Raw genomic sequence first — 17,239 nt, 5'->3', positions numbered from 1 at the left:
CCTATGTCACGCGCGCCCGACAGAATCCGACCGCATCCGACCGATCCCGAACGATCTCACCCGAACAGGAGTCCTTCCGTGAACCGCGACCAAGCCCTGGCCCGCCTGACCGCACAGGTCGGCGCCGGCAAGCCCGTCATCGGCGCAGGCGCGGGCACCGGCCTGTCCGCCAAGTGCGCGGAGTCCGGCGGCGTCGACCTGCTGATCATCTACAACTCCGGTCGCTACCGGATGGCCGGCCGCGGCTCGCTGGCGGGCCTGCTGCCCTACGGCGACGCCAACGCCATCGTCCTGGACATGGCGGGCGAGGTCCTCCCCGTGGTGCGAGACGTGCCCGTGCTCGCCGGAGTGTGCGGCACCGACCCGTTCCGGATCATGGGCAACTTCCTCGACCAGCTGAAGGCCGTCGGTTTCACCGGCGTGCAGAACTTCCCCACGGTCGGCCTGTACGACGGGAAGTTCCGCGAGAACCTGGAGGAGACCGGCATGGGCTTCGGCCTGGAGGTCGACATGATCCGCCAGGCCCACGAGCGCGATCTGCTCACCGCGCCCTACGTCTTCGATCCCGAGCAGGCCGCCGACATGGCGCGGGCCGGCGCGGACGTCCTGGTCCCCCACGTCGGACTCACCACCAAGGGGTCCATCGGCGCCGCCACCGCCCTCACGCTCGATCAGGCCGCGACGGCCGTGCAGGAGATGCACGACGCCGCCAAGCGCGTCAACCCCGACATCATCGTGCTCTGCCACGGCGGGCCCATCGCCGAGCCCGAGGACGCGCGCTACGTCCTGGAGCACACCAAGGGCATCGCCGGGTTCTTCGGCGCCTCCTCCATGGAACGGCTCCCCACCGAACGCGCCATCACGGAACAGGCCCGCGCCTTCAAGTCGCTCACGATCGGCTGATCGAACGGGCAAGGAAGGGGTGGGCCCGGACCGGGGCGGCAGGGCGCGCGGCGGGGAACGCTCCGCCGCGCGCTCCCCGTGTACTCCCGTGCGCCGCGTACGACGTTCCGTGCCCGGGCATCGACCCAAGGGACCGACTCGTGCGTCCAGGGGGTGCGCTGTGCACGGACCGGCGATGTCCGGCTGGCTGCTGATGGCGTTGTGCGCGCTGACGGGCGCGTACTGCCTGCTGCGTGCGCGCGGCGAGACCGGTGAGAGGCGCAGGGCGGCGCGCGCGGAGGCGCTGATGGGATTCGGCATGGCCGCCATGGCGGTGCCGACGGCCGTGATGACACCGCCCGCGTGGGGGTGGGCGGTGTACGCCGTGCTGTTCGGCGCGGCCTCGGTGCGCGCGTTGTGGTTCTCCCGGCGCGGCGGGCACCATCTGCACCATCTGGTCGGGTCGTCGGCGATGGTCTACATGGCGTTGACGATGGCACCGGGCGGCGGGGGCGCGGCCGGTCACGGCGGGCACGCGGATCACGCCATGGCCGCCGCGGCCGGGGGCATACCCCTGCTGACCGGGCTGCTGCTGGCCTACTTCGCGGCCTATGTACTGCGGGCGGGGACCCGGCTGATACCGGTGGCCGCGGGCGGCGGACCGGCCGGGAACGGAGTCGGCGGACCGGCCGGGGACGGGTCCGGCCGGGCGGCACGGCCGGAGCTCGCTCTCGCCTGCCGGATGACGATGGGGATCGCCATGTTCGCGATGCTGCTCACCGTATGAGGGGCGCGTGGGACAAACCGTGGCGTGCGTCACTTGCCGTGCGTGGGCATATCGCGGGCACCTCGACGCCCATAGGCTGACGCCATGTTGGTCTCCCTCGCACTGCTGTCGCTCGGTGCACTGGCCGCTGTCGTGACCCCGCGCCTGATGGCGCGGGCCCGGTGGCGGGAGCGGGAGCCGGTGGTCGCGCTGTGGGTGTGGCAGTGCGTGGTGGCCGGGGTGCTGTTGTCCTTCGCACTGTCCATGACGTTCAGCGCGGCCGCGGCCTGGCAGGCGGTGCGCGGGCACGTGTTCGCTCCGGCGCCGCGGGCCGTGGTGGAGGCGTACGCGCTGGGAGACCACGGCCGGTGGTCCGCGGCCATGGCCGTGCTGCTGGCGCTGGGCGGGGTGTGGACGGCGGCGATGCTGGCCCGCGAGGTGGGCCGGGCCCGGGTGCGCCGACGTCGGCGCAGGGCCGAACTGCTGGTGCGTTCCCCGCTGTTGCCCGGGGAGGAGCCCGGCAGCGGGCGGCTCGTCGTGCTGGAGGGCGAGCGTCCCGGTGCCTGGTGGCTTCCGGGCGCGGCGCCGCAGCTGGTCATCACCACCGGGGCGCTCGGCCGCCTGAAGGGGCGTCAGCTCGATGCGGTGCTGGCCCATGAGCAGGGACACGCGAAGGCCCGGCACGACTGGCTGCTGCATTGTTCCGACGCGCTGGCCACCGGTTTCCCGCAGGTCCCGGTGTTCGCCGCCTTCCGCGACGAGATGCACCGGCTAATCGAACTGGCCGCGGACGACGTGGCGTCGAAGCGGTTCGGGCGGCTGACGATCGCCCTGGCGCTGGTGGAACTCAACGAGGACCGGGGGGTGTTCGGCCCGTCCCCCGCCGCCGACGCCCAACTGCCGCTGCGGGTGAACCGGTTGCTGACTCCGGTGGAACGGCTCACCGCGGGCCGTCGGCTGCGACTGACCGCGGCGGCCGCCCTGGTGCCGGTGATTCCGCTCCTGGTGGCTTTCGTCCCGGGGCTCAGCGCGCTGCGATAGCCGGGACAGGGGCTTTCCGCGAAGATCGCCTCATGCCCTCCCGGTCTCCTGCTCCGCCGCCCCGTGCGCGTTGCTTCGTCACACCGTTCGGCGCGGCCGTAGCCTGCGCCGCTGCCGCCGTGGTCCTGCTGGTCCTGGTCGCCGTGCGCTGGTCGCCGCTGATGGCGGCGGACCTCTCGGTCGCGCGGGCCCTGCACCGCAGGGCGGTGACGGAACCCGGTCTCGTGCATGTGAACCGGATCCTGACCGACTGGGTGTGGGATCCGTGGACCATGCGCGCGCTGATCGCGGTGGCCGTGGTGGCGCTGTGGTGGCGCGGGGAGCGCGTGCTCGCGGGGTGGGTCGCCGTGACGAGCGTGCTGTGCGCCGTCCTGCAGCAGGGGCTGAAGTCCGCGGTCGGACGTCAGCGCCCCCGGTGGCCGGATCCGGTGGATTCTGCCCACTACGCGGCGTTCCCGTCCGGTCATGCGATGACCGCGATGGTGAGCTGCGCCCTGCTGCTGTGGCTGCTGCGCCGAAGCGGTCCCGGCCGGCCGGTGTGGCGGGCGGCACTGGCCGTGGCGGTGGTCTCGGTTGTCGGGGTCGGCGTCACCCGGCTCTACCTGGGGGTGCACTGGATGAGCGATGTGCTGGGCGGCTGGCTGCTGGGGGCGGCCCTGGCCGGGTTCTGCGTCGCCGAGTTCGACAGGTACGAGCGGCGGGGCCGGTACGAGGGCGTGTTTCGAAAGTGGCGTCGTCCGCCCGAAGGGCGGGGCCCGCGGCGTCTGGTGCGGTGCATCGCAAGGCGGAGGGGCGTCCTCGTACGGGGCGTACGTGGACGATCCCGACGACGTGGCGAGGCGCCGTGCCAGACGCCGCGGGCCGGACGGGACTTTCGAAACACGCCCTAGCGGCGCGGAAGGGCGGCCTTGCCCCGGCGTTCCTGAACCGGAAAGGATCGCCCTCATGCGAATCAAGGGTGTGCTCTTCGACTTCTCCGGGACCCTCTTCCGTATCGAACCGGTCCGGTCCTGGCTGCGCGCCGCCCTCGCCGAGCGCGCGGTGCCGATGGGCGAGGACGAGTTCGAGCGGTGCGCACGGGAACTGGAGGCGGCCGGGGCGCTGCCGGGCGGTCCGCCTCCCCTGCGGGTGCCCGACGAGCTGGCCGGGCTGTGGGCCGCCCGTGACGAGAGTGCGGAGCTCCACCGGCGGGCGTACACCGCCCTGGCCCGGCAGGTGGAGCTGCCCGACCCCGGGCTGTACGACGGGCTGTACGAACGGCAGAGAACGCCCGCCGCCTGGCGGCCGTACCCGGACGCGGCGGAGGTGCTCGGCGCGCTGCGCGAGGGCGGCACCCGCGTCGGTGTGGTCAGCAACATCGGCTGGGACCTGCGACCGGTCTTCAGGGCGCACGGCCTGGCCCCCCTGATCGACGCCTACGTGCTGTCGTACGAGCACGGCGTCCAGAAGCCGGACGCACGTCTCTTCCACACGGCATGCACACTTCTGGAGCTGGATCCGGCGGATGTGGTGATGGTCGGTGACGACCGCCGCGCGGACGGCGGGGCGGCGGCGCTGGGCTGTGACGTGCGGTTCGTGCGCCATCTGCCGGTGGAGGAGCGGCCGGACGGGCTGCGGGAACTCGGACTGGTGCCGGGCGCCGGCTGAAGAACATGTGAGGGATGTCCCTGACGCACAATGGGTCGGATTTTCACATCAGGGCTTTAGCCTGTATGCATGTCCCGCTCTCCGTGCCCCTCCGATTCCACGCGCACCGCCGCCGTGGTGAACAAAGACATTCGTGACCTGTGGCAGCGTTCGGGCGGCCGCCTGTCCCCGGAGGACGAGGAGCAGTACCAGCGGCTGCTGGTGGAGTGGGCGGCGGTGACGGGCGGGAGTTCCAGGCCCGCCGCGTGACGCCGCCGTGCGCTCCGCCCCGACCGCACCGCCCCCACCGTCCGTCGGCGGAGCGGGGCTGCCGCACCGCCCGTCCCGGTCGACGCGACGGTCAGTCGCGCCGCCGGAGCACGATGGCGGCGTCCGCGTCGTACCCCTGGGTCCAGCTGCGCCCGGCATCCGACGTCCAGGTGACATGGACGGTCTCCCCGACGACCCTGACGGCCTCCACCGTCATGACCCGGTCGCCGTCCCTCACGTCCCCCCGGCGCAGCTCCCGCGCGCGGACGGCGACGGGCTCCGACACTGCCGCGGCCTCGGCCCGGTCCGCCGCGAGGGCGAGGGCCGCCGCCAGCTCCCGGGCGCGGGCGGGGGTGCAGACCAGGGACAGCTCCCCCGACGGCGCCGCGGCCCTGATACCGACCCTCGTCCCGGCCGGGGCCACCTCCAGGGTCGCGACGCGCCCGTCACGGTCCTCGACACCAGTCGTCATCGCTCCGCACTCCTCCTGTACGACCTGCTCGCCCGTCCCGTGCCGGGCGAACCTTCCCGCCGGTCCGCCCGTAGATCAATTGCGTTGCCGACCGGTCCGGGCTCGCATACCGTCCCACACATGGCGACACCCACCCTGAACACCGAACGGCTGATTCTGGAGCCGTACTCCCCCGCCGACGAAGAGGCCTTCGTCGAGCTCTTCCAGGACACCCGGGTCTCCCGGTGGATGGGCGACGGGACGAAATCCGAGGCCGAGGACCGCGCCATGTTCCAGCGCGTCTTCAGCAAGGTGTACGCGCAGGAACTGTTCGACGTATGGGCGGTGCGGCACGACGGCCGCCTGATAGGACACGCGGAGATCAAGCCCACCGAGGAGGTGTCCGGTCACGAGCTCGTGTACGCGCTGGTGCCGGACGCGTGGGGGCGCGGTTTCGGCACCGAGATCGCACGGGCACTGATCGCGTACGGGCACGACGTCCTCGGCCTCACCGAGGTGCATGCCACGGTGGCCGCCGAGAACACCGCGTCCCTGGTGCTGCTGGACCGGCTCGGGTTCCGGTACGTCCGGGACATCACGGAGGACGACGGCGGCACGACCCGGGTACTGACCCGGTCCGCCGCCGGCGAGGCGCCGGAAGCGGCGGCCGGTCAGCCGCTGTAGACGTCCAGTCGGCCGCACATACCGAACCTGCCGCGGGCAAGAGGCCGTTCGGCGTGCGCGCCGGTGGCGGCGAGATATCCGCCGTCGCCGGGCGCCAGGGCGTCGAGCCGGTCCCCGGTCGCCGCCGCCACTCCCCGGCCATCGGCCGCACGAGTGCGGCGGCGGCCCGGTGGAAGGCGGCGAGGGGACCGGGGTCACCGGCCTCGACGGCCCGGCGGGCGAACGCGGCCCGCCCCCGCTCCGCATCGGACCCTTCGGCGGGAAGTCGACACGCGTACTCCTTTTCGGTGTGTCGGTCACGGCGCCGGGAAAGCGCTTTCCGCATGTCCCGCACCGGCCGGGAAGCGGCAGGGGCGGATCGCCGGGAATCACCCTGCGGGGTTGCGCCGACGTAGGGGTGCAGACTTGCGCGTATCCGGCAGAACGGCGTTTCGGGAGGTTCGGCCATGGCCGACGTACTGCTCACCGTGGGCACCCGCAAGGGACTCTTCATCGGCCGCCGACGCGGTGGCGAGTGGGAGTTCGACGGTCCGCATTTCAACGCCCAGGCGATCTCCTCGATCGCGATCGACACGCGCGGCCGGGTGCCCCGGCTGCTGGTCGGCGGGGACAGCGCGCACTGGGGTCCGTCCGTCTTCCACTCCGACGACCTGGGCCGCAGCTGGATCCAACCCGAGCAACCGGCCGTGAAATTCCCGCAGTTCACCGGCACCTCGCTGGAGCGGGTCTGGCAGCTGCAGCCGGCGGGGGCCGAGGCGCCGGACGTCGTGTACGCGGGGACGGAGCCGGCCGCGCTCTTCCGCTCCCGGGACGGCGGTGTGTCCTTCGAACTGATCCGCCCGCTGTGGGAGCATCCGACGCGCTCCGCGTGGGTGCCGGGCGGGGGCGGCGAGGGGCTGCACACCGTGCTGACGGATCCGAGGGACGCCGGGGCCGTGACGGTCGCGGTGTCCGCGGCCGGGGTCTTCCGCACCAGGGACGGCGGGGCGAGCTGGGCCCCGGCCAACAAGGGGGTGTCGGCGTCCTTCCTCCCCGGACCGGATCCGGTGTTCGGGCAGTGCGTGCACAAGGTGGCCCGGGACGCGGTCGATCTCGACCGGCTCTATCTCCAGAACCACTGGGGCGTGTTCCGGAGCGACGACTCCGGGGACCACTGGACGGACATCGGCGGCTCCCTGCCCTCCGACTTCGGTTTCGCCATGGCGGCGCATCCGCATCGCGCGGACACCGCCTACGTCTTCCCGATCAACGCCGACGTCGACCGGGTGCCGGCCGAGCACCGTTGCCGGGTGTTCCGCACCGGGAATGCGGGCGGCACCTGGGAGCCGCTGTCGGCGGGGCTGCCCGAGGAAGCGCACTACGGCACGGTGCTGCGCGACGCGCTCTGCACCGACGACGCCGACCCGGCCGGGGTGTACTTCGGCAACCGCAACGGCGAGGTGTACGCGAGTGCGGACGACGGGGACAGCTGGCGGCAGCTCGCCTCCCACCTGCCGGACGTGCTCTGCGTCCGGGCGGCGGTGGTCGGCCGGTGACGACCGCCGGAGGGAGCCGCCCGCGGAGACGCGCGGTCGGCCCCGGGAGGGCCGGATACGCAACGGGGTCGTGCGCGGAGCCCCTCGGCCGGGAGGCCCGTCGCCGGAAGGTCCCCGACGGCGGGCGTCCGGTCACGGCAGTTGCCAGTCCACCGGCTGGGCCCCCTGGCGGAGCAGCAGCTCGTTGGTACGGCTGAAGGGGCGCGAGCCGAAGAATCCCCGGTCCGCGGACATGGGCGAGGGGTGGGCGGACTCGATCGCCGGGAAGTCGCCGAGGAACGGCCGCAGGTTGCGGGCGTCGCGCCCCCACAGCACGGACACCAGGGGCTTGCCGCGCGCGGCCAGGGCACGGATGGCCTGCTCGGTCACTTCCTCCCAGCCCTTGCCGCGGTGCGCGCCCGGCTTGCGGGGCGCCGTGGTGAGCGCCCTGTTCAGCAGCAGCACGCCCTGACGCGTCCAGGGCGTCAGATCGCCGTTGGACGGGCGCGGCAGTCCCAGGTCCGTGTGGAGTTCCCGGAAGATGTTCTCCAGGCTGCCGGGCAGTTGACGGACCTCGGGGGCCACCGAGAAGCTCAGCCCCATGGCCATTCCCGGTGTGGGGTAGGGATCCTGACCGACGATCAGGACGCGCACCTCGTCGAAGGGCTGCTGGAAGGCGCGCAGGACGTTCGCGCCGGCGGGCAGATAGGTGCGACCGGCCGCGATCTCCGCCCGGAGGAAATCGCCCATCTCGGCGATGCGTCCGGCCACGGGGGCCAGGGCCTCGGCCCAGCCGGGCTCGACTACTTCATTCAAGGGTCGTGGTGCCACGGAACATCACTCTACCGGCGTAGCCGACACTCCCCCGCTCCCTGTTGACAGCTCCCACCTCCGGACTTCCGTGCCCGGCTTCCCGCCCTCCGGCTCCCGGTCCACCCGCTCCAAACCCCCCTCCTCGCGGTTTCCGTCCCTCCCTCGCATCGCGGTTCCCGGGCCGACCGCCCGGCCCGCGGAGATCCGCCGTACGACCGGTTCCGCCTCGGGCGGCTCGCGGCGGTCGGGATAGGCTGCCGCCGTCATTCCTCGTTCCTCCTCGCACTGGAGCCGGTCCATGAGGTCACACAGGCGTCCGCCGGTGAGCGGCGATGCGCGTCACGCCCCCTGGAGGCGGTCATGACGGCGGGGACGGACACGCCTTCCGGAGCGACGGAGGCACAGGGAGCGACCAGGACGAAGGCGACCGGGACGAAGGCGACCACGGGGACGGCCGCAGGGGCGGGTGCGCCGGGCCCCTTCGTGCTCGGCGTGGACTCCGGCGGCTCCGGGCTGCGGGTGGCGCTGGGCGGCGTGGACGCGTCCGGCGCCCTGGACACCGCGGTCTGCGGCGAGCCGGTGCGGACCGGTCCGGAGGGGATCGACGCGGATCACCTGCTGGAGCAACTACTGCCCGCCGCCCGCCACTTGCTGGAGGGACAGGGCGCTCGCCCCGGCTCCGGGATCGCCGCGGTGGCGATCGGCGCCGCCGGGATGGCCACGCTCGGCGGGCGGTTGCGCGCCGAGCTGCCCGCGGCCCTGGAACGCGCGCTCGGGGTCCGGCTGCTGGCTCTCGCCGCCGACGCGGTGACCGCGTACGCCGGCGCGGTGGGACAGCGTCCCGGCGCGGTCGTGGCGGCGGGCACGGGCCTGATCGCGCTGGGCACGGACCTGACGCGTTGGCACCGGGCCGACGGCTGGGGGCATCTGCTGGGCGACAGCGGCGGCGGTGCCTGGATCGGGCGGGCCGGTCTCGACGCCGCCATGCGCGCGTACGACGGACGCCGCGGCGGGTCCGCCGCGCTGCTGGCCCGGCTGGAGGCGGTGTTCGGGCCCGCGCCGGAGCTCCCGGGGCGGCTGTATCCGCGCACCGACCGGCCCGCCGTGCTGGCCTCGTTCGCGCCCGAGGTCGCCGTCTGCGCCGGTCACGACCCGGTCGCGGCGGGCATTCTGCGGGAGGCCGCCGGGCACATCGCGGCGGCGGCCGCGGCCGTGTGCCCCGAGGCCGGAGCCGACGGCGGACCGTACGAAGTGGCCCTGACGGGCGGCCTGTTCCGAATGGGCGATCCGCTGCTCGTGCCGCTGCGCGAGGAGCTGTCCCGGCAGGTTCCACAGGCCCGGGCGGTCCCCGGTTCGGGTGATCCGCTGACCGGCGCCCTGTCCATGGCACGGGCGGCGGCCGACGGGGATCTGCGGCTGCCCCGCCATCCGACGCTGTTGTGCGTACGCGGCGACGGGCCTGCGCAATGACCTCGAACAGGCACCGACAGAACGGGACGGTCAGCCGGTAAGCCTCTCATCGGATAAAAGCGGACAGATGGCGCCCGACTGGGCCCTCCCCGAACGGGGAGACACTCGAAGCCAGTAGCATGCGGCGCCATGAGCACCCCCACTGGGCCCGCTTCCGGCCTGCCTGTACGAATGCCGCGACCTCGCCAGTCCGGACGGCACCGCCGCCCGGAGCCCGTGGTCGCACCCGAGGGCGCCGCGGCGCTCGTTCTCGCCGTCCCCGGTGCCCCTTCCTCGGCCACGCGCAGCCTGGCCGAGGAAGTGATCAGCATCGCCCGTTCCGAGCTGCCCGGTCTGAACGCCCTGATCGGCTACCTCGACGGCGACGACGCCGAGTTTCCCACGCTCTCGTCCGTCCTCGCCCAGAACGCCGCCGAGCGCGTCGCGCGCGTCGAGCAGGCGCGGGCCGCGGGTCGCGAGGTCGCCGACCCCGAGGGCCCGTCGGGCGTGGTGGTGCCGCTGCTCGCGGGGCCGGACAGCGCGCTGATCAGGCAGATACGGCAGGCCGTGATGGACAGCGGCACGCAGGTGGAGCTGACGGACGTGCTCGGCCCGCACCCGCTGCTCGCGGAGGCGCTCCACGTCCGGCTGTCCGAGGCCGGCCTGGCCCGCGCCGACCGCGCGCGGCTGTTCACCGTGGCGACGGCGGCCGACGGCATCGTGCTGGCCACGGTGGGCGGAGAGGAGGCCGTGCAGGCGGCCGGGATCACCGGCATGCTGCTCGCCGCCCGGCTGGCGGTCCCCGTGATGGCCGCGGCGCTCGACGTGGACGGGTCCGTCGCGTCGGTGGCCGAACAGCTGACGAGCTCGGGCTCGGCGCAGCTGGCGCTGGCCCCGTACCTCGTCGGCCCCGAGGTGCCCGAAGGTCTGCTCGACATCGCCGCGAAGGAGGCGGGCTGCGCGGCGGCGGAGCCGCTCGGCGCCTACCCGGCGATCGGCAAGCTCGTACTGTCGATGTACATGTCCGCGCTCGGCATCACGCCGGCCGTGCCGCAGGGCGCCCCGGCGCACTGAGCCGGGGCCGGGTGCGCTGCCCGGGGTCGCCGTTCGTTCCCGACGGCCGGCCGGGTCCGGAGGAACCGGACCGGGCCGGCCGTCGTGGTGCTCGGGACGTTCCGGCGGCCGTCAGGCGAAGACCACGCAGGACGCGGCGGGGACGTCCAGCGAGCCGACACGGCGCGGGATGCCGGTCGTCGTGTCGACGGCGAACCAACTGACGTTCCCCGACCGCTCGTTGGCCGCGTACAGCCACCGCCCGGTGGGGTCGAGCGCGAGATCGCGCGGCCAGTGCCCGCCGCAGTCCACGGTCGTGACTGTCCTCGCCCTCTCACCGGCCGGGTCGAGGGCGAGGACGGAGATGCTGTCGTGGCCCCGGTTCGCGGTCCACAGGAACCGGCCGTCGGGCGAGACGACCACCTCCGACGGGTAGGTCACCAGATCCTCGGCGCCTTCCTCCCCCTCGGGCAGCACGGCCGTCTCGGCGACCGGTTCCAGAACGCCCGCGGCGGCGTCCCACCTGCACAGGGTGACGGTCGGTTCGAGTTCGTTGAGGACGTAGGCGTGGCCGCCGTCGGGGTGGAAGGCGAGGTGGCGCGGGCCCGTGCCCGGCCGCAGGGCCGTCTCGCCGTGCAGACGCAGCGCGCCGGTCGCGGTGTCGAGGGCGCAGATCCGTACGGAGTCGGTCCCGAGGTCCACGGTGAGCACCCAGGCGCCCGAGGGGTCGGGCAGCACCTGGTGCGCGTGCGGGGCCCGTTGGCGCTCGGAGTCCGGACCGCCGCCCTCGTGGCGGAGCACGGAGCCGACGGGGCCGACGGAGCCGTCCGGCCGCAGGGGCAGGGCGGTCACGCTGCCGGAACCGTAGTTGGCGGTGAGCAGTTGACCGGCCGCGAGGGCCAGATGGGTCGGGCCCTCGCCCTCCACGGGCCGGAGTGCGCCGATCGGCCGCGGCACGTCGCCGGTGATGTCGAGGGCGGTCGCCGCGCCGTGCTCCGTCTCGCTGACCGCGTAGAGCACCCCGCCGCCCGGCCCCGGCCCGGCGCCGACGGCCAGGTACGAGGGATCGGGGACGGCGTCCGTCGCGCCGAGGAAGCTCAGTTCCCCGGTCCCGGCGTCCACGGCGACGGCGGTGATTCCCCGTCCGCCCGCCGAGGTGAACGATCCGATGTAGGCCCGCCCCGCGCCGTCGCCCGTCGCACCGCTTGTCACCGCACTGCCCCTCTCCGCCGACGGACCGCGGCCGTGCGCGGCACCGCGGTCTCTCCGGAGCGACGGTAGCAGTCGGCCGGTCAAGGTCTGGACCAGGGCCACGGCGGGTGGTACGGCCCGGCACCGCCGTGTCAGGCGCCGATCAGCGGCGCCCCCGGCGCACTGCGCAGCGGCGCGGCGAGTTCGGCCAGGGCCCGCTCCAGGCCGTGCAGATGGGCGAGGGCGGGCTCGGCGACGGTGACGTGCGGCGGCACGCCGGGCACATCCGCCCGGCGCGCCGGGTCCGGGGCGGTCAGTGCCTCGACGGACGCCTCGACGCGCCAGCACGCGGCGGCGAGACGGGCGTCGTGGGACGCCTCCGGGTCGGCGGCGACGGAGGCCAGTCCGTGTACTTCCCGGGCGCACGCGTCCAGGAGCGCGAGCACCTGCTGGGCCCTGGCCCGGCGGGCGCGCAGCGGGCTCAGCGGATGCACCAGCGGCGCCAGTGAGAGCCGGACCCGGCCGAGGAGCGCTTCCAGTTCGGCGATGCGCGGCGCGGGGTCGGCGGTCGCCGAGCCCGCCAGCCGCGCCGCGGCCTGCGCGGTGCAGGCATGCACGCACCGCAGGGTCCGCTGGATCCACGCGTCGGTCGTGGCGTGGGTGGTGACGGGCAGCACGAGGAGCACCGCGAGGGCGGCGGCGAGCGCCCCGGCGGCGGTCTCCGTGACCCGCAGCAGGAGGAGGGCGGGGTCGAGCACGCCGAGGAGTCCGTAGAGCGCCCCGGCCAGCACGGTCACGGAAAGGATCATCCAGGTGTAGGAGACCGCGGCGGTGTAGAAGATCCCGAAGACGCCGAGCGCGACGAGGAGGGCGCTGGGCACGGGCGCCCCGTGCAGCGGCACGACGACGGCCAGCCCGACGGGAACGCCGATCAGGGTGCCGAGGACCCGGCGGAAGCCGCGCACCAGGGTCTCGCCGCGCGAGGTGGTGTTGACGAAGACCCACCAGGTGGCGCCGACGGCCCAGTACCAGCGCTGTTCGGACAGGAGCAGGCCCGCCGCGAGCGCGACCGCGCCGCCGGTCACGGCCTGGACGGCCTGCCGGGTGGTCACCCTGGCCAGTCCCGTGCCGGTCGACGGGGCGGGTACAGGGGCGGCCGACAGCTGTCGTTCGTAGCACCACAGCCCGAAGCGGACGGTCGAGGAGGCGAGAAGGGAGAGCGCGACGGCGGAGTACAGCTCGGGGAGCTGCTCGGGCAGCGTGTGGAGGAACTGGGTGGTGAAGAAGGCCATGAACGCGAAGACGCCCAGCGAGTGGCCGCGCGGCCCCCACCTGCGCGCGTACACCCCGAGGCCCATGACGGCGAGGAACGCCGCACCCCGCGCGGTCGGGTGGTCGTGGAGCACGGCGGCGAGCGCGAGCACCGGGAAGCCCGCGACGGGCAGCAGCGCGGTGGTGAGGGCCTGGTCCCGGACCGTGGTGTCCAGCACGGTGAACAGCGCGAGCAGCGCGGCGAGTCCGCCCGTGACCGCCGCGACGAGAGAATGCCCCGCCAGTCCGCAGAGGGTGACGGCCAGGCCGATGCCGAGGACGGCCCTGAGCGCGCCGCGCAGCCGCAGCCGGCCCGGGTCCGGGGAAACGAACATCCTCTTCAGCACGTGGCTCCCGATTCGTGCACCGGTTCCGCGCACCGGCATGAAAAAGGCGCCGCGGAGATCCGCAGCGCCATCGACGGGTACATCACAGCACCCCTGAAGACCTTGGCTCAACCGAACGCGGATTCACTGGGCCATTGGTCCATTCGACGACTGTCCGGCCGGGCCAGGGGTGGGCCAACGGACCGGAGGGCGACACGGGGCCGGAGACGGCTCGGGGCCGGTCCCCGCGGGCACGGTCCGCCGTCAGGGGGTGCGCGGGGCGGGTTCCGCCAGGCCGACGGGACCGTCGGCGGACCCTGCCGGGAGGATCGCCGTCACCTCGTACCCGCCGTCGGGCGTGGGTCCGGTGACGAGTTCGCCGCCGAGCATCGCGGCGCGTTCCCGCATGCCGAGCAGTCCGTGGCCCGCGCCCGCCGAGGACGGAACGGCCCGTTGGGGCGCGGTGTTGGTGACCCGGACCGTGAGCCCGGACGGGCGATGGCCGATCTCGACCCGCACCGCGGAGCCGGGTGCGTGCCGCATCGTGTTGCTGAGTGCCTCCTGCACGATGCGGAACGCCGACAGTTCGACGCCCGGGGGGAGCGGCCGCCGCTCCCCGGAGACGGTGACGGTGACCGCCAGCCCGGCGCCGCGGGCGTTGCCGACCAGTTCGTCCAGCCGGTCGAGGGTGGGCTGCGGGGCGTGCCGGGCGGCCTCGGTCAGCGGCTCCTCGGAACGCAGCACGCCGAGGACGCGGCGCAGTTCGGTGAGCGCGTCGACGGCGTTCCGGCGGATGACCTCGGCGTTCTCCCTCAGCGCGTCGGAGGGGTTGTCGACCAGGTGCGGGACGACCTGCGCCTGGATGGAGACGACGGACATGTGGTGGGCGACCACGTCGTGCAGTTCGCGGGCGATCCGGTTCCGCTCCTCCAGGAGGGTGCGCCGCGCGCGTTCCTCAGCGGTGCGTTCCTCCTGGACGACCAGCCGGGTGCGGGCCACCCCGAGTCCGCCCAGCGCGGCGCCGACCACGACGGTGGTGACGAGGACCAGGAGCGCGAGGCGGAGGTCGCCGCCGCCGGGGCGTGGGATGCCCGCGCCGCAGACGAGTCCCGCCAGCACCGTGATCGCGAGCGCCTCGACGGCGATCCGGGGCCGTACCCGCAGGGCCAGCAGGAACAGCGACCCGGCCTGCTGGGCGACGGAGGCCCCGTCCCAGGGGAAGGCCGGGCCGCCGGGGACGCCGGTCACGGACACGCCGTTCGAGGGGAACACCTCGCCCTGGTGGGCGTGCGCGGCGAACGGGGTGACGGCGACCATGACGAGCAGCGACGTCCACCAGGCCGGGACCGGGCGGTAGAGCGCGACGACGAGCGACACGGACTGGGCCCCGGCAAGGAGGATGCCGAGCAGGATGCCCGTCCGGTAGTGGAAGGCGTACTGGTTCGTGGCGAGGACGAGCATGCCCACCGCGAGCAGCGTCAGCGGCACGGCGATCACCGGCCGCCATTCCAGCCAACGCGGCGCTCCCGCCCGTCCGTCCGGTTCTGCCCCGGACGTCAGGAGGTCCGCGCGCAGGGTGCGGGGCAGCGCCCGCAGCATCCGCGGCAGCCCCCTCACGGCCCGCTCCCACGGCCTTCGCCCCGGGCGCCGCGTCGTCCCTCCCCGTCCCGCCGTGTCCCCCCGATCCATGACATGCACCTTACGACCCGGGGATCCGGCAGGAGTCGTCGCGGCGCGGCCGGGCTGGGCGTCCTTCCCGTACGACGGTGCTCCCGGTCCGTGGCCGGCCCGTCTCGTAGCCGCAAAACGCCGCCCGGCAGATCAGCAGGGCCACGGCGAACGCGGGCAGCCAGGCCAGGCGGGCGAGCACCCAGCCGGGGGTGTCGGGCAGGGTGTGCAGGCCGGGCAGGGGGGCGTCCAGCAGCAGACCGGTGGCGGTGACCGCGATCATGGCCGTCTGGTGCCACAGGAATATCGTCATCGCGGAGAGGTTCACCACCGCCACCGCCGCCCAGACCGCCGGGCGGCGCAGCACCCTGCGCAACGGTGCGAGGAGCAGCAGGGCCGCCCCGCACTGGGCGAGGCCGAAGCAGACCGCGGCCAGGGTCGGCGGATCGAGGTTGGAGATCTCCTCGCCGGGCACGCCGACCATGGTCGGCGGATAGCCGGCCCACAGCACGAGCGCGACGGCGGCAGCGGCTCCGCCGAGCAGCAGGGCCCATCCGGTCCCGCGGCCGCGCAGTTCGCCCCGGGACCAGGCCGCGCCCAGGCAGTACGGCACCAGCCAGCCCGCCGCCACGTTGCCCCAGGCGTACGCGCCGGGCGCGTCCGAGCCGAACCGGTAGAGGTCGATGATCAGGACGACGGCGAAGGGCCAGAGCGGATGCAGTCGCTTCACCAGCGGGGTCACCGCCGTCAGCAGCGCGAAGACCGCCACGAACCAGAGCGGGGACCAGACGAGCCGGCAGAGCGTGAGCACGGTGTCCTGGTCGGCGCCGAGGGCGAGCATCGCCGCCACCGCCACGGCCCACACGAGCAGCACGACGACGACCGGCCGCAGCAGCCGGGCCAGCCGCCCGCGCAGCCACTGCCCGTGGCTCTCGCCGCGGGCGCGTGCGGAGGCGTGGCTCCGTGCGCCGACCAGCCCGCCGACCACGAAGAAGACGGCGAGGGTCTGGAACACCCAGGACAACGGGGCGAGTCCGGGCATGGCGCGCAGGGGGCTCGCGCCGTGCAGGGTGCCGCTGTCGGCGACCAGCGCGGTCACCAGCCAGTGGCCGAGGACCACGCCGAGGATGGCGAGGGCGCGCAGGGCGTCGACGGCGCGGTCGCGGTCGACGGGTGTGGCGGCGTCGATCCGCCGGACGAGGTCACGCACGGCGGTCTCCCGCGGGTGCCAGGGCCGCCGGGCCTGCCGCGGCCACGATCCCGGCGATGTTCCTCAGCGGTACGGAGCCGGGGCTGAGGTAGTCGCTGTGTCCGCCGTCGCCCGCCTCGAAGATCCGGGCGCCGAACGCGGGTGAGACCGGGTCGGTGCCGAATCCGATGTCCGTGAAGGGGAGCCGGAGCCTCAGGTGGGGCACGCCCGCGATCCAGTCGTCGCCCCCGCGGCCCGCCCAGACGGTGGCCGTGGTGCGCAGGTCGGCGGCCGTCGCGTAGCCGGTGCCGGGGCTTCCGTACAGGACGATGTCCTGGACTGGCAGTCCGTGCGCGGCCCCGGCGCAGACGACGGAGCCGTAGGAGTGGCACAGGAGGGTCGTCCCGGCCCCGGGCCGGAGTGCGCGCAGTTCGCGGACGAAGTCCCGGAGCGCGGGCGCCGCTTCGGCGGCCCGGCCCGGGGTGAGCGCGGCCGGGCTCACCGTCGCGGGGGTCCGGTAGCCGAGCCAGACGACGACGGCCGTCCCCGTGCCGAGTTCCTCGTGGAGGGCCGTTCCGCCGCCGCGCAGCCGCCCGTAGTGGTCCAGGTCCATCCCCGCGCCAGGGACCAGTACGGCGATCCGCTCCGCGTGCGCCAGGTCGCCGAAGACCTCGGCACCGCGGCCGCCGTCGCGGCCGTCGAAGGAGAGGAAGCGGCGTCCGGGCTGCGCCATGGCGCGCAGCGCGGCGGCCCGTCCGCGGTCGCCGTGGGCGGCGGCGGCCCGCTCGGCCGCCCGGATGTCCGCGCGGGTCGCGGCGTAGCGTTCGGCCAGTGCCCCGGGGACGGCGGCGCGCAACGGGCCCTGTGCGGCCGGAGCGGGTGCCGGTACGGCCGCGGGTCCGGCGGCTCCCGCGACGGGCACCGCGACCGAGGCTGCCACCAGTGCGGCGAGCAGGCCGCGACACAGGCGGGAGGTGCGCGGTGGGGACGGCATGACGGTGTTTC

The 17,239-nt window shown here is 74.4% G+C and carries 17 protein-coding genes and 1 pseudogene; 10 read left to right on the top strand and 8 right to left on the bottom strand.

Annotated elements, in window-relative coordinates; translation table 11 throughout:
- The first annotated feature begins 78 nt into the window (after window positions 1-78).
- The 6 genes from ACFYXM_RS19435 (at window position 79) to ACFYXM_RS19410 (ending at window position 4,585) form a co-directional block, all read left to right on the top strand.
- Window positions 79-903 (top strand): phosphoenolpyruvate hydrolase family protein, encoded by an 825-nt coding sequence (locus ACFYXM_RS19435; protein ID WP_389290786.1) that lies wholly within the window; start codon window positions 79-81, stop codon window positions 901-903.
- 160 nt (window positions 904-1,063) lie between these two features.
- The gene (locus tag ACFYXM_RS19430) at window positions 1,064-1,669 is read left to right on the top strand and encodes a DUF5134 domain-containing protein (RefSeq protein ID WP_389290785.1); all 606 of its coding nucleotides are present in this window, start codon (window positions 1,064-1,066) and stop codon (window positions 1,667-1,669) included.
- An 84-nt stretch (window positions 1,670-1,753) separates the two neighbouring features.
- Window positions 1,754-2,689 carry a M56 family metallopeptidase gene (locus ACFYXM_RS19425; protein WP_389290783.1) on the top strand — a complete coding sequence of 312 codons (936 nt, stop codon included), beginning with the start codon at window positions 1,754-1,756 and terminating at the stop codon, window positions 2,687-2,689.
- A 32-nt stretch (window positions 2,690-2,721) separates the two neighbouring features.
- Window positions 2,722-3,579 (top strand): phosphatase PAP2 family protein, encoded by an 858-nt coding sequence (locus tag ACFYXM_RS19420; protein ID WP_389290781.1) that lies wholly within the window; start codon window positions 2,722-2,724, stop codon window positions 3,577-3,579.
- A 55-nt stretch (window positions 3,580-3,634) separates the two neighbouring features.
- A complete protein-coding gene (locus ACFYXM_RS19415) occupies window positions 3,635-4,336 on the top strand; it encodes an HAD family hydrolase (protein WP_389290780.1) in 702 nt (233 codons plus the stop codon).
- A gap of 69 nt (window positions 4,337-4,405) precedes the next feature.
- Window positions 4,406-4,585: a hypothetical protein gene (locus ACFYXM_RS19410; protein WP_389290779.1), complete on the top strand. Its 180-nt coding sequence runs from the start codon at window positions 4,406-4,408 to the stop codon at window positions 4,583-4,585.
- A 91-nt stretch (window positions 4,586-4,676) separates the two neighbouring features.
- On the opposite strand, the gene ACFYXM_RS19405 is transcribed toward ACFYXM_RS19410, so the two are convergent.
- A complete protein-coding gene (locus ACFYXM_RS19405) occupies window positions 4,677-5,057 on the bottom strand; it encodes a hypothetical protein (protein ID WP_389290777.1) in 381 nt (126 codons plus the stop codon).
- Window positions 5,058-5,177: 120 nt separating this feature from the next.
- Here ACFYXM_RS19405 and ACFYXM_RS19400 point away from each other — a divergent pair, with 120 nt between their 5' ends.
- Window positions 5,178-5,720 carry a GNAT family N-acetyltransferase gene (locus ACFYXM_RS19400; protein ID WP_389290776.1) on the top strand — a complete coding sequence of 181 codons (543 nt, stop codon included), beginning with the start codon at window positions 5,178-5,180 and terminating at the stop codon, window positions 5,718-5,720.
- On the opposite strand, the pseudogene ACFYXM_RS19395 reads toward ACFYXM_RS19400, so the two are convergent.
- Window positions 5,708-5,994: pseudogene (locus tag ACFYXM_RS19395) on the bottom strand (cupin); the annotation flags it as partial. The gene ACFYXM_RS19400 and the pseudogene ACFYXM_RS19395 sit on opposite strands and share 13 nt — an antisense overlap.
- Before the next feature lie 172 nt (window positions 5,995-6,166).
- Between ACFYXM_RS19395 and ACFYXM_RS19390 the strand changes: the two are divergent.
- Window positions 6,167-7,255 carry a WD40/YVTN/BNR-like repeat-containing protein gene (locus ACFYXM_RS19390; RefSeq protein ID WP_389290774.1) on the top strand — a complete coding sequence of 363 codons (1,089 nt, stop codon included), beginning with the start codon at window positions 6,167-6,169 and terminating at the stop codon, window positions 7,253-7,255.
- 132 nt (window positions 7,256-7,387) lie between these two features.
- Here ACFYXM_RS19390 and ACFYXM_RS19385 read toward each other — a convergent pair whose 3' ends face one another.
- Window positions 7,388-8,065: a uracil-DNA glycosylase gene (locus ACFYXM_RS19385; protein ID WP_389290773.1), complete on the bottom strand. Its 678-nt coding sequence runs from the start codon at window positions 8,063-8,065 to the stop codon at window positions 7,388-7,390.
- 474 nt (window positions 8,066-8,539) lie between these two features.
- Here ACFYXM_RS19385 and ACFYXM_RS19380 point away from each other — a divergent pair, with 474 nt between their 5' ends.
- Window positions 8,540-9,517: an N-acetylglucosamine kinase gene (locus ACFYXM_RS19380; protein WP_389290824.1), complete on the top strand. Its 978-nt coding sequence runs from the start codon at window positions 8,540-8,542 to the stop codon at window positions 9,515-9,517.
- A 129-nt stretch (window positions 9,518-9,646) separates the two neighbouring features.
- Entirely contained in the window at window positions 9,647-10,570 is a 924-nt protein-coding gene (locus tag ACFYXM_RS19375; protein ID WP_389290771.1) for a sirohydrochlorin chelatase, read from the top strand.
- 111 nt (window positions 10,571-10,681) lie between these two features.
- Here ACFYXM_RS19375 and ACFYXM_RS19370 read toward each other — a convergent pair whose 3' ends face one another.
- The 5 genes from ACFYXM_RS19370 to ACFYXM_RS19350 all read right to left on the bottom strand — a co-directional run bounded on the left by ACFYXM_RS19370 (window position 10,682) and on the right by ACFYXM_RS19350 (window position 17,228).
- Complete coding sequence (locus ACFYXM_RS19370; protein WP_389290770.1) at window positions 10,682-11,761, bottom strand: lactonase family protein; 1,080 nt, start codon at window positions 11,759-11,761, stop codon at window positions 10,682-10,684.
- Between the two features lie 131 nt (window positions 11,762-11,892).
- Window positions 11,893-13,398: an FUSC family protein gene (locus tag ACFYXM_RS19365; RefSeq protein ID WP_389290768.1), complete on the bottom strand. Its 1,506-nt coding sequence runs from the start codon at window positions 13,396-13,398 to the stop codon at window positions 11,893-11,895.
- A gap of 243 nt (window positions 13,399-13,641) precedes the next feature.
- The gene (locus tag ACFYXM_RS19360; protein WP_389290822.1) at window positions 13,642-14,976 is read right to left on the bottom strand and encodes a sensor histidine kinase; all 1,335 of its coding nucleotides are present in this window, start codon (window positions 14,974-14,976) and stop codon (window positions 13,642-13,644) included.
- A gap of 100 nt (window positions 14,977-15,076) precedes the next feature.
- Window positions 15,077-16,255, bottom strand: coding sequence for an acyltransferase family protein (locus ACFYXM_RS19355; protein WP_389290766.1), 1,179 nt, complete (start codon window positions 16,253-16,255; stop codon window positions 15,077-15,079).
- Window positions 16,248-17,228 (bottom strand): alpha/beta hydrolase, encoded by a 981-nt coding sequence (locus ACFYXM_RS19350; RefSeq protein WP_389290764.1) that lies wholly within the window; start codon window positions 17,226-17,228, stop codon window positions 16,248-16,250. Before ACFYXM_RS19350 ends, ACFYXM_RS19355 begins: the two co-directional genes overlap by 8 nt.
- Window positions 17,229-17,239: the final 11 nt, after the last annotated feature.

Source organism: Streptomyces sp. NPDC002476, from assembly GCF_042889785.1.
Lineage (GTDB): Bacteria > Actinomycetota > Actinomycetes > Streptomycetales > Streptomycetaceae > Streptomyces.
The sequence above is the reverse complement of the archived record's forward strand: the minus strand, read 5'-3'. Positions and strand labels throughout refer to the sequence as shown.